This is a genomic window from Mesorhizobium sp. M7A.F.Ca.CA.003.01.2.1, from assembly GCF_003998945.1.
GTDB classification, from domain to species: domain Bacteria; phylum Pseudomonadota; class Alphaproteobacteria; order Rhizobiales; family Rhizobiaceae; genus Mesorhizobium; species Mesorhizobium ciceri.
On sequence record NZ_RZRA01000058.1, the window covers coordinates 1 to 10,756 of the forward strand.

The 10,756-nt window shown below is 62.7% G+C and carries 12 protein-coding genes and 2 pseudogenes; 9 read left to right on the forward strand and 5 right to left on the reverse strand.

Annotated elements, in window-relative coordinates; all coding sequences use genetic code 11:
• Nucleotides 1-329: pseudogene (locus EN969_RS04530) on the reverse strand (N-(5'-phosphoribosyl)anthranilate isomerase); the annotation flags it as partial.
• A 112-nt stretch (nt 330-441) separates the two neighbouring features.
• Here EN969_RS04530 and EN969_RS04535 point away from each other — a divergent pair.
• On the forward strand, nt 442-660 hold the full coding sequence (locus EN969_RS04535) for a hypothetical protein (RefSeq protein ID WP_013528317.1): 219 nt from the start codon (nt 442-444) through the stop codon (nt 658-660).
• Nucleotides 661-665: 5 nt separating this feature from the next.
• Here EN969_RS04535 and EN969_RS04540 read toward each other — a convergent pair whose 3' ends face one another.
• From EN969_RS04540 to EN969_RS04555, 4 genes are all read right to left on the reverse strand, one after another.
• Nucleotides 666-1,424: a M48 family metallopeptidase gene (locus tag EN969_RS04540; RefSeq protein ID WP_063169786.1), complete on the reverse strand. Its 759-nt coding sequence runs from the start codon at nt 1,422-1,424 to the stop codon at nt 666-668.
• Between the two features lie 100 nt (nt 1,425-1,524).
• A complete protein-coding gene (locus tag EN969_RS04545) occupies nt 1,525-2,007 on the reverse strand; it encodes a DUF2852 domain-containing protein (protein ID WP_063169787.1) in 483 nt (160 codons plus the stop codon).
• 117 nt (nt 2,008-2,124) lie between these two features.
• The gene (locus EN969_RS04550) at nt 2,125-3,267 is read right to left on the reverse strand and encodes a benzoate/H(+) symporter BenE family transporter (protein WP_127419001.1); all 1,143 of its coding nucleotides are present in this window, start codon (nt 3,265-3,267) and stop codon (nt 2,125-2,127) included.
• Nucleotides 3,267-4,037, reverse strand: coding sequence for an alpha/beta hydrolase (locus EN969_RS04555; RefSeq protein WP_063169788.1), 771 nt, complete (start codon nt 4,035-4,037; stop codon nt 3,267-3,269). Before EN969_RS04555 ends, EN969_RS04550 begins: the two co-directional genes overlap by 1 nt.
• Before the next feature lie 220 nt (nt 4,038-4,257).
• On the opposite strand from EN969_RS04555, the gene infC reads away from it, so the two are divergent.
• The 8 genes and pseudogenes from infC to EN969_RS35830 all read left to right on the forward strand — a co-directional run.
• Nucleotides 4,258-4,794, forward strand: coding sequence for a translation initiation factor IF-3 (gene infC, locus EN969_RS04560; protein ID WP_013528312.1), 537 nt, complete (start codon nt 4,258-4,260; stop codon nt 4,792-4,794).
• Between the two features lie 163 nt (nt 4,795-4,957).
• Nucleotides 4,958-5,605 carry an isoprenylcysteine carboxylmethyltransferase family protein gene (locus tag EN969_RS04565; RefSeq protein ID WP_063169789.1) on the forward strand — a complete coding sequence of 216 codons (648 nt, stop codon included), beginning with the start codon at nt 4,958-4,960 and terminating at the stop codon, nt 5,603-5,605.
• A 181-nt stretch (nt 5,606-5,786) separates the two neighbouring features.
• Nucleotides 5,787-5,990: a 50S ribosomal protein L35 gene (gene rpmI / locus EN969_RS04570; protein ID WP_006201248.1), complete on the forward strand. Its 204-nt coding sequence runs from the start codon at nt 5,787-5,789 to the stop codon at nt 5,988-5,990.
• 93 nt (nt 5,991-6,083) lie between these two features.
• Entirely contained in the window at nt 6,084-6,485 is a 402-nt protein-coding gene (gene rplT, locus EN969_RS04575; RefSeq protein WP_013528310.1) for a 50S ribosomal protein L20, read from the forward strand.
• Between the two features lie 153 nt (nt 6,486-6,638).
• Nucleotides 6,639-7,736, forward strand: coding sequence for a phenylalanine--tRNA ligase subunit alpha (gene pheS, locus EN969_RS04580; RefSeq protein WP_013528309.1), 1,098 nt, complete (start codon nt 6,639-6,641; stop codon nt 7,734-7,736).
• A complete protein-coding gene (locus tag EN969_RS04585; RefSeq protein WP_013528308.1) occupies nt 7,733-8,155 on the forward strand; it encodes a GFA family protein in 423 nt (140 codons plus the stop codon). Before pheS ends, EN969_RS04585 begins: the two co-directional genes overlap by 4 nt.
• The gene (gene pheT / locus EN969_RS04590; protein ID WP_063169790.1) at nt 8,152-10,560 is read left to right on the forward strand and encodes a phenylalanine--tRNA ligase subunit beta; all 2,409 of its coding nucleotides are present in this window, start codon (nt 8,152-8,154) and stop codon (nt 10,558-10,560) included. Before EN969_RS04585 ends, pheT begins: the two co-directional genes overlap by 4 nt.
• A gap of 40 nt (nt 10,561-10,600) precedes the next feature.
• Nucleotides 10,601-10,756: pseudogene (locus EN969_RS35830) on the forward strand (nucleotidyltransferase family protein); the annotation flags it as partial.

A 10,756-nucleotide genomic window follows, 5' to 3' on the forward strand; every position in this document is an offset into this window, starting at 1 on the left:
CTGAGCGGCAGCGCCTTCATCACCGGCAGGCCATAGCGGGCTTTGACCTCGGCGACGCGCTCGGGCGTTTCCGCGCCGTGCAGCTGCAGCATGTCGGGCTGCATTTTGGCAACGATTTCATCCAGGAAGGCGTCGCCGGCATCGACGGTGACGGCAACCGCCATCGCCTTGCCGCGCGCGGCCTCGCGCAGACGGCCAGCCTCGGCAGGTTCGACATAGCGCGGGCTTTTGGCGAAGAAGATAAACCCGACATGGCTGGCGCCGCCGGCCAGCGCCGCGGCCATTGCCGCGTCGGTCTTCAAGCCGCAGATTTTGATGTCGAGTGCCATGGCGCGGGAATTGGCATGAAAAGCGATAAGAGTCGAGAAAAAGCATGCTGTTTGCCGGCACGGCCAAAGGCGCTACCTATGGATGGACAGGACGCAAGGCGGGAGCACGATCATGGCCGACAGAACCGTAGCCGAACTCAGGCAGAAGATTGCGCAGGCGCGCGAGGTCATCGCGCACCTGATCGACAAGGCCGCCTTCAATGGCGCCGAGGCGCACCGCGCGCTCGACTATTTCGGCGGCGATGAGTTCGACGGCAATTTCCTGCCGTGGCCGCATCATGGCGATGAGGGGTTGCGGCCCGAAGACTTGAACGCCGCCAACGACGATTGAGCGATCTACTCGAACATGATCGCTTGCAGCGCACCGCCATTGCGCTTCAGCCAGTCCTTGCAGCGATCGGTGTCGGGGCAGAGCTTTTCGCACAGTTTCCAGAATTTCGGGCCGTGGTTCATCTCCTTGAGATGCGCCACTTCATGCGCGACGAGATAGTTGATGACCGGCGACGGCGCCATCATGATGCGCCAGGAAAAGGACAGATTGCCTTCGGAGGTGCATGACCCCCAGCGGCTTGACGTGTCCTTGAAGCGGATCGCCTTGGCGCGCTTGCCAAGCGCCTCGGTGTGCTTGGCCACCAGCTTCTCGATTTCCTTCTTGGCCTCGCGCTTGAGGAAATCGGCGAGGCGGCGCGGCAGATGTATGCGGTCGCCATGCACGATCAAGAGCGGACCACGTTCGTCGCGCGACACGGTGACGGTGCCGCGCTTTGACGGTTCATGGACGATGCGGTGCGGCACGCCGCGCACCGGGATCCTGATGCCGGGCCGCACCTGCGGCCGCGTCGGCACCTTGGCCAGTCGCTGCTCCAGCCAGTCCTGATGCCGCTCGAGGAACCTGTCCACTTCGCCGCGGCGCAGGCCTGGCGGCACGGTGATGCGCAGACCCTGGCCGCCTGAATCGATACGCAGCGTCATTCGGCGCGCCCTGGCGCTCTCGACGATCTTGAGCGGCAGCGTGCGGCCGGCGACGCAATATTCGCGCTCCACGACAGGCGTGGGCTTGGGCTTTGCCAGATTGCGAAAGAAGCCGAGAGTCATGGGGGGACGATACGCGATTCGAGAAAAACGACTAGAACAAAAAAGAAACGGCGCCGCTCGCGCGACGCCGTTTTTTCACGATGTGACCAGTCGCCGGATCTCAGTCGTCAAGCAGGTTCGAACCCTTGCCACGCTTGGTGGTCGTCGTTCCGGTGCTCGGATCGGTCTTCGTCGGCGCCGTCGACTTGTTGCGGTTGGCCATGAAGCGGTCGAACTCGTCCTGGTCCTTGGCGCGGCGCAATTCGCGGGCGTATTCGTCGAACTGGGTCAGCATCTCGTCGAGCTTGCGGCGCTCTTCGTTCAGCCGCTCAAGTTCCTTTTCGCGCCAGTCGTCGAAAGCGACGTTGCCGGTGCGGGCGGAACCATTGCCCCAGCGCGCGGCCTTGTCGGAACCGCGGCGGCAACCGGCGAAGATGCCGTCGGTCGCGCGGTTGACGTCACGCTTGAAGCCATCGAGGCGGTCGCCCCAGATGATGTAGGCGAGCATGGCGAAGCCGAGTGGCCAGAACACCATGAAACCCACAACCATCAACGCGATGGTTGCCGGCGTCCAGGCCGGACGGATCAATGCGGATGTGTTCATTTTCTCCCATTCCTTCGGTTGGAGACAGCCAAACCCGGCTGCGTGGAATCGAAATGGGAAGAGAAAAACGGCGATTCAAGACAATGTCCGCCAAATCCGGACAAGCATCTGAAATGTTTATCGCTTTTTGATCATTTCGAGGAAAAGCACGACCAGCCCGGCAATCAGGCCCCAGAATGCGGCGCCAACGCCGAACAGCGTCAGACCCGACGCGGTGACGACAAAGGTGACGGTGGCAGCCATGCGATCCGCCTCTTCCTTCAGCGCGATAGAAAGCGCGTTGGCGAGCGACGCCATCAGCGCCAGGCCCGCCACCAGTACGATCAGGCTCTGTGGCAGCACCGCGAAGATCGCCACCAGCGAAGCGCCGAAAATCGCAAAGATGAGATAGGCGAGCGCATAGAACGGCCCGGTCTTCCAGCGCTCGGCGGGGTCGGGGTGGACGTCCGGCCCGGTGCAGATCGCCGCCGAGATCGCCGCCAGATTGGTGGTCGAGCCGCCGAACGGCGCCGACAGCAGCGAAAACAGGCCGGTGACGCCGATCAGCGGGCCGGGCTCCGGATGGTAGCCGGCGGCGCGCAGCACGGCGAGGCCGGACAGGTTCTGCGAAGCCATGGTGACGAGATAGAGCGGCAGTGCCAGCCCGATCACCGCCTTGGCGGTGAAATCAGGCGCAATCAGCGTCAGCGTCGACAGTTCCGGTGTCGGCAGGCCGCCGACACGGCCGGTGAGGAAAGCGGCGAGGCCACCGCCGATCAGCACCGCCAGCACCGACAGCGCCGGGTTGAACAGGCGGATGACGAAGAAGGCTGCAATCAGCGGCAGGATCAGCCACGGGTCGATGGGAATGGTCTTCACCGCATTGAGCGCGAAGGTGACGACGATACCGGCCAGCATGCCCGAGGCGACGGAAGGCGGTATTCTCGAGATCAGCTTCGTCAGGGGCCGAAACAGCCCGGTGGCGATCAGAAGGACGCCGGTGACGATGAAGGCGGCGACGGCCTCACCCATCGAAAAGCCGCTCGATGCCGCGATCAGCGCCAGGCCCGGCGTCGACCAGGCGGTGATGACTGGCATTTTCGTGCGCCATGACAGCCACAGGCTCTCGATCGCCATGGCCAGGCAGATCGTCGTCACCCAGCTTGCCGTCTCGATCTGCGTCGCGCCGACTGCGTTGGCGGCGGCGATGACGATGGCCAGCGTGCCGCCGAAGCCGACGATCGCCGCGACGAAGGCGGATATCGGAATGGAAAGGCGCATCAGTTTCCCCTCTGCGCCATCGCATCGACGGCCCGCACCAGCATGTCGAGATCCTGCGGTCGCGACAGGCGATGGTCGCCGTCAGGGATCAGCGACAGGGTCACGTCGTCGGCGGGCAGCAGGCTGACCAGCTTCAGTGCATGGCTTGCCGGCACATCCGCATCGGCCAGGCCCTGCAGGATATGCACCGGGCAATGGGTGTCGATCGGGCCTGTCATTGTCAGGTTGTCGCGCCCGTCCTCGATCAGGGCGCGGGTGTAGATGTAGGGTTCCGTGGAATAGTCCGACGGCTCTTCGAAGAAACCTTTTTTGGCGAGATCGCGCTTCTGCGCCTTGGTCAGCACCGGTTCGATCAGTTCAGCGGTAAAATCCGGTGCCGGCGCCAGCAGCACCAGGCCGGCGACGTTGCTGTCATCAGCCTCGCGCAATTCCTGCACCATGCGCAGCGCGATCCAGGCGCCCATCGAGGAGCCGACCAGGATCTGTTTGCCCTTGGTGAAATGCCGGAACACGGCAAGGCTTTGTGCAAGCCATGTCGAAATCGTGCCGTCGGCAAAGGCGCCGCCGGATTCGCCATGGCCGGAATAATCGTGGCGCAGAAAGGCGCGGCCTTCTTTTGCCGCCCAGTCCGACAGCGTCTGCGCCTTCGCGCCCAGCATGTCCGACTTGTAGCCGCCGAGCCAGACGATGCCGGGCGCAGAGCCAGCAGTATGGCGCACCGCGATGCGCGATCCATCGACATCCATAAAGACGGGGGGCGTTGCGGTCATGGCTTTTTCCTCAGGCCCTCTTCTGGCGCGGGATTCTTGTGGCACGGTCGGTGGCGTGGCGAAAAGTGCTCACTATGTTCTTTGTTTGGTGCAGGACAGCGATCAGGGTGATTTTCTGTCAATGCTGTGCTATTGACTCCGCCCGCGCGCTCACCACATTGGCGCGTCCATGCATCAACACTGACAAATCCTGAACGAAACGGCCAAGGAGACCACGACCATTCGCAGACCTTTCAAAGCAGCGGCGCCGACCAAGGATGGCCCGCGCTCCAACCGTGACATCCGGGTTCCCCGGGTCCAGCTTATCGACGCCGAAGGCCAGAACCGCGGCGATGTTTCCATCAACGACGCATTGCTGCTGGCCGAAGAGGCCGGGCTCGATCTCGTCGAGATATCGCCCAACGCGGTGCCCCCCGTCGTCAAGATCCTTGATCTCGGCAAGTTGAAATACGCCAACCAGAAGAAGGCGGCCGAGGCGCGCAAGAACCAGAAGGTCATCGAGATCAAGGAGATCAAGATGCGCCCGAACATCGACAGCCATGACTACGAGACCAAGATGAAGGCGGTTCGCCGCTTCTTCGAGGAAGGCGACAAGGTCAAGCTGACGCTGCGCTTCCGTGGCCGCGAGATGGCGCATATGGAACTCGGCATGCAGCTTCTGAACAAGGTCCGCGAGGAAGTGGCGACGATTGCCAAGGTCGAAGCGGAACCGAAGCTCGAAGGCCGCCAGATGATGATGGTGCTGTCGCCGCGCTAAGATCTGCATCGGCGCGTATCTAGGATCACGATGACGTCAGGCTTGGCCATCGCGCTTAAATCCGCCTGAATCACATCGCAAGGCGTCCCGGCGATCGGCGGGACGCCTTCTTCTTGTTCAGACGCTGCGATCGCCGGCAAAATTCCTGACGATCGGATTCACTATGGTCGATGAAGTCAAGGTTTCGGACGTGGACTTCAAACGCGGGCTGGGCAATTACCAGCATATGCGCCGCATAGTGCTTGCCGTTCTCGTGGTCGTGCTGTTTGCAGCATTGCTATTTGGCCAATCGACGTTTCCGCCCGACACAGCCGTGCACGAGACGATCGAAATGTTCGGCGTGCTGCTGATTTTCCTCGGCATCGTGGGCCGCCTTTGGGCGACACTCTACATAGGCGGGCGCAAATCGTCCGAGGTGGTGACTGGCGGGCCTTACTCGATCACCCGCAACCCGCTCTATGTGTTCTCGACCGTAGCCGCAGCCGGTGTCGGCGCGCAGATCGGTTCGTTCTCCGGTATCATCCTCTTCGGGCTTTTGTGCGCGGGGGCGTTCCATATCGTCATCCTGCGCGAGGAGAAGTTCCTCAAGGAAGCGCTCGGCGCGCCGTATCAGGCCTATCTGGCGCGGGTGCCGCGCTTCTTCCCGAAACTGTCGCTCTACCAGGAGGGCGATACCGGAAACTTCAAGCCGCGCCTGCTGTTGACCACGCTGCTCGACGGCCTGGTGTTTCTGATCGCGCTGCCGGCCTTCGAATTGATCGACGGCGCCCAGCTGTCAGGCATGTTGCCGGTCTGGTTCACGCTGCCCTGACGAGGACACAGCGCCGCATCTCCACAGGTGTTGCGCGCGGGCCGTCTTTGACGTATAGCACCGCCGTTCAAGAAAACCGCCCGGCAGGGCATGCCGTGGCGGTTTCATTTGCTTTTCGGGCTTTGGTCGGCCTGAAGCGAACAAGAAGCGCGATAGTGCGCCAACAATACGGAGTAGCAAAATGCCCAAGATGAAGACCAAATCGGCCGCCAAGAAGCGGTTCAAGATCACAGGTACGGGTAAAGTCCTGTCGGCTGCGGCCGGCAAGCGTCACGGCATGATCAAGCGTTCCAACAAGTTCATTCGAAATGCCCGCGGCACGATGGTTCTGGCTGAACCGGATGGCAAGAAGGTCATCAAGAATTTTCTGCCGAACGGCCTCTAAGGCATTCGGTCCGGACACGCATTTGTTTTACGCAATTCCGAACGGAAAACCGCAAGGCACTTTTCCTGGAATTGCTTTTAAGGAGATCATGACATGGCACGCGTAAAAAGAGGCGTCACTTCGCACGCCAAGCACAAGAAGGTCCTGAAAGCCGCGAAAGGCTTCTACGGCCGCCGCAAGAACACCATCCGCATCGCCAAGCAGGCGGTGGAAAAGTCGCTGCAATACGCTTACCGCGACCGCAAGAACCGCAAGCGCTCCTTCCGCGCGCTGTGGATCCAGCGCATCAACGCCGCGACCCACGAGCATGGCCTGACCTATGGCCGCTTCATCGACGGCCTCAACAAGTCGGGCATCGAGATCGATCGCAAGATCCTGTCGGACATGGCCATCCACGAGCCGCAGGCTTTCGCGGCCCTGGTCGCCAAGGCCAAGGTGGCGCTCGAATATCTGAAGAACACCACGCCGAACGCTTTTGAAAGCGCTGTCGCCTAAGACCAGCGCTTCCCAAGCATTCGCAATTCTGATTTGGGGAACCCGCGCTGGCACGGCTGGCGCGGGTTTTTCTTTTGCCTGATCCTTGGAGTGATTTCACTTTAGGAGTGACTTTCACTTTGAGGCCGACCTCCCAACGCAGCGAGTTTGACCGTGAACGACGCAACCACTGGCCTGGATACGCTTGAAAACTCACTTCTGGCCGAGATCGCCTCGGCCGCCGATGAGCCGGCCATCGAGGCCGTGCGCATCGCTGCTTTCGGTAAGAAGGGCAGCGTGTCCGAGATGCTGAAGACACTTGGCGCCATGACCGCCGAGGAGCGCCAGATCAAAGGCCCGGCCATCAACGGCCTCAAGAACCGCGTCACCGACGCGCTGACTGCCCGCAAGGCTGAGCTCAAGGATGTGGCGATCACCGCCCGCCTCGCCGCCGAAAAGGTCGACGTGACGTTGCCGGTGCGGCAGTCGCCGGCCGAGCGCGGCCGTATCCATCCGATCAGCCAAGTCATCGACGAGATTGCCGCGATCTTCGGCGATCTCGGTTTCTCCATCGCGGAAGGTCCCGATATCGAGACCGACTATTACAATTTCACCGCGCTGAATTTTCCCGAAGGCCACCCGGCGCGCGAGATGCACGACACCTTCTTCTTCCAGCCGGACGAGAAGGGCGAGCGCAAGCTTTTGCGCACGCACACTTCGCCGGTGCAGATCCGCACCATGGAAACGAAGAAGCCGCCGATCCGCATCGTCATTCCTGGCAAGACGTACCGGCAGGATTCGGACGCCACCCACTCGCCGATGTTCCATCAGGTCGAGGGGCTGGTGATCGACAAGACAGCCAACGTCGCCAACATGAAGTGGGTGCTGGAGGAGTTCTGCAAGGCCTTCTTCGAGGTGCCGCAGGTTAAGATGCGCTTCCGGCCGTCCTTCTTCCCGTTCACCGAGCCAAGCCTCGAGGTGGACATCCAGTGCGATCGCTCGCGGCCCGGCGAGGTGCGCTTCGGCGAAGGCTCCGACTGGATGGAGATCCTCGGCTGCGGCATGGTGCATCCCAATGTGCTGCGCCATGGCGGTCTCGATCCGGACGAATATCAGGGCTTTGCCTGGGGCATGGGCATAGACCGCATCGCCATGCTGAAATACGGCATGCCGGACCTGCGCGCCTTCTTCGATGCAGACGTGCGCTGGCTGTCGCACTACGGCTTCCGGCCGCTCGACATGCCGACTTTGTTCGGAGGCCTGAGCGCATGACAGCGCCCTATGCCGGCGGCTGCCGCTGCGGCGCCGTGCGGTTCGAGGCCTCTGCCGAACCGCATCACGTCAGCTACTGCCATTGCGGCGATTGCCGGCGGGCCAGCGGCGCGCCGGTGTCGGCCTTTGTCGGCTTCCTGGTCGATCAGGTCGCGTTCACCGGCAAGGCGCTGAAGATGTATGAGAACGGCCCGGTGACGCGCTCTTTCTGCGGCACCTGCGGCTCACCCATCGCCTATGTCGACGAGCGGCTGGAAGAAGACATCTACTTCATGCTCGGCGCCATGGACATGCCGGCCGATTTCCAGCCGACGCTGCATGCCTATATCGGCGAGCAGCTTGCCTTCCTGCATATGTCCGACGACCTGCCGAGACATCTGAAATCAAGCGTCAAAAGACCAGACGGAACAGTCCCATGAAATTCACCCTCTCCTGGCTCAAGGACCACCTCGAGACCGACGCCACGCTCGACGAGATCGTCGAGCGGCTGACTTCGATCGGTCTCGAAGTCGAGCATGTCGACGACAAGTCGAGCCTGAAACCATTCGTCATCGCCAGGGTGCTGACGGCGGTTCAGCATCCCGATGCCGACCGGCTGCGCGTGCTGACCGTCGACACCGGCGACGGCAAGCCTCCGGTGCAGGTCGTTTGCGGCGCGCCAAACGCTCGCGCGGGCCTGATCGGCGCCTTTGCCGCGCCCGGCACCTATGTGCCCGGCATCGACGTAACGCTGACGGTCGGCAAGATCAGGGGCGTCGAAAGCCACGGCATGATGTGTTCCGAGCGCGAGCTGGAGCTGTCCGACGAACACAATGGCATCATCGACCTGCCTGAGGATGCGCCGGTCGGCACCAGCTTCGCCGCCTATGCGCACATCGACGATCCGGTCATCGAGATCAACTTGACGCCGAACCGGCCGGATGCCACCAGCGTCTACGGCATCGCCAGGGATCTGGCGGCGAGCGGGCTTGGCCGCCTCGTCGGCGGCGCCATCATGCCGCATGTCGGCAATGGCATGTGTCCGATCAAGGTGACGATCGAAGCGCCGGAGCTTTGCCCCGGCTTCGCGCTCAACTTGGTCAAGGGCGTCAAGAATGGACCCTCGCCAAAATGGCTGCAGCAGCGGCTGATCGCCATTGGGCTGAGACCCATCAGCGCACTGGTCGACATCACCAACTACGTCACCTTCGACCGCGGCCGCCCGCTGCATGTGTTCGACGCCAGCAAGGTTGCCGGCAATCTCGTCGTGCGCCGCGCGCGCGATGGTGAAAAGGTGCAGGCGCTCGACGGCCGCGAATACACGCTGACGCCGGAAATGTGCGTCATCGCAGATGACAACGGCGTCGAGTCGATCGCCGGCGTCATGGGCGGCGAGCATTCGGGCTGCGACGAGAACACCTCAGATGTGCTGATCGAATCCGCCCTTTGGGATCCGATCACCACGGCGCGCACCGGCCGCACGCTCGGCATCATTACCGACGCGCGCTACCGTTTCGAGCGCGGCGTCGACCCCGAATTCATGGTTCCGGGCGTCGAACTGGCGACGAAACTGGTGCTCGATTTCTGCGGCGGCACGCCGACCGAAATGGAGGTCGTCGGTTATGCCGGTCACACGCCGAAGATCGTTTCCTTCCCGCTTTCGGAAGTGAAGCGGCTGACCGGCATCGAGGTTCCCAGCGCGGAAAGCCTCGACATCCTGTCGCGCCTCGGCTTCAAGCCGGAGGGCTCGGGCGATGTCGTCGATGTCGCCGTGCCGTCCTGGCGCCCCGACGTCGATGGCAAGGCAGACCTGGTCGAGGAGGTCATGCGCATCCACGGTGTCGACAACATCGCGCCGCAGCCGCTCGGTGCGCATGACGCGGTCAATGCAAAGATCCTCACCACGCTGCAGGTCCGTACCCGCACGGCCAAGCGCGCGCTTGCCGTGCGCGGCATGATGGAAGCCGTTACCTGGTCGTTCATTCCGGCCAAGCATGCCGAGCTGTTCGGCGGCGGCCAGACCGCGCTGAAGCTTGCCAACCCGATCGCCGCCGATATGTCCGACATGCGGCCCTCGCTGCTGCCGGGGCTGATCGCGGCTGCCCAGCGCAATGCCGACAAGGGTATTGGCGACGTGGCGCTGTTCGAAGTGTCGGGTACCTATGAGGGCGACGGCGCCGACCAGCAGCGGCGCGTCGCCGCCGGCGTGCGCCGCGGCACCGCCAAGCTCGACGGTTCCGGCCGCAACTGGGCCGGCAATTCCGGTCCAGTCGGCGTGTTCGACGCCAAGGCCGATGCGATCGCCGCACTTGAAGCCTGCGGTGCGCCTGTCGACCGGCTGCAGATCGAGGCCCGCGGCCCGGCCTGGTATCATCCCGGCCGTTCCGGCACGATCAAGCTCGGCCCGAAAACCGTACTCGGCACTTTCGGTGAATTCCATCCGAAGACGCTGGAGGGCCTCGATGTTTCCGGCCCGCTGTGCGGCTTCGAGGTCTTCGTCGATGGCGTGCCTGAACCGAAGGCCAAGCCGACGAAAACCAAGCCGAAACTGGAACTGTCGCCCTTCCAGGCGGTCAAGCGCGATTTCGCTTTCGTCGTCGACAAGTCGGTCGAGGCCGGCACGCTGGTGCGCGCAGCGCTCGCCGCCGACAAGAAGCTCATCACCGCCGTCTCGGTCTTCGATATTTTCGAAGGCGCTTCGCTGGGCGAGGGCAAAAAATCGATTGCCATCGAAGTGTCGATCCAGCCGGTCGAAAAGACGCTCACCGACGAGGATTTCGAGGCACTGGCCAAGCGCATCATCGAGAATGTCGGCAAGCAGACCGGGGGCGTTCTGCGGGGCTAAAAAACTTGCGAGCAGATGGCGAATCGCCCTCCAAAGGGCGATGGACCATCTGCGGTATTCCGGCCTTCCCCTTGAAGAACAGCGCGCGGCGTTTCTCGCCATCGTGTCTGCCGACCCGCTGTTATGCGACGCGGTGGCGCGGGCTCGCACGCTCGACCTGCCGGACTGGCTGGTGGTATCCGGCGCTCTCTACAAC

Excerpts from the sequence above, each read along its gene's own strand:
- EN969_RS04535 (WP_013528317.1), top strand. The coding sequence starts at position 442 with ATGGCCGACAGAACCGTAGCCGAACTCAGGCAGAAGATTGCGCAGGCG.
- EN969_RS04540 (WP_063169786.1), bottom strand. The coding sequence starts at position 1,424 with ATGACTCTCGGCTTCTTTCGCAATCTGGCAAAGCCCAAGCCCACGCCT.
- EN969_RS04545 (WP_063169787.1), bottom strand. The coding sequence starts at position 2,007 with ATGAACACATCCGCATTGATCCGTCCGGCCTGGACGCCGGCAACCATC.
- EN969_RS04550 (WP_127419001.1), bottom strand. The coding sequence starts at position 3,267 with ATGCGCCTTTCCATTCCGATATCCGCCTTCGTCGCGGCGATCGTCGGC.
- EN969_RS04555 (WP_063169788.1), bottom strand. The coding sequence starts at position 4,037 with ATGACCGCAACGCCCCCCGTCTTTATGGATGTCGATGGATCGCGCATC.
- EN969_RS04565 (WP_063169789.1), top strand. The coding sequence starts at position 4,958 with ATGGTCGATGAAGTCAAGGTTTCGGACGTGGACTTCAAACGCGGGCTG.
- rpmI (WP_006201248.1), top strand. The coding sequence starts at position 5,787 with ATGCCCAAGATGAAGACCAAATCGGCCGCCAAGAAGCGGTTCAAGATC.
- rplT (WP_013528310.1), top strand. The coding sequence starts at position 6,084 with ATGGCACGCGTAAAAAGAGGCGTCACTTCGCACGCCAAGCACAAGAAG.
- EN969_RS04585 (WP_013528308.1), top strand. The coding sequence starts at position 7,733 with ATGACAGCGCCCTATGCCGGCGGCTGCCGCTGCGGCGCCGTGCGGTTC.
- pheT (WP_063169790.1), top strand. The coding sequence starts at position 8,152 with ATGAAATTCACCCTCTCCTGGCTCAAGGACCACCTCGAGACCGACGCC.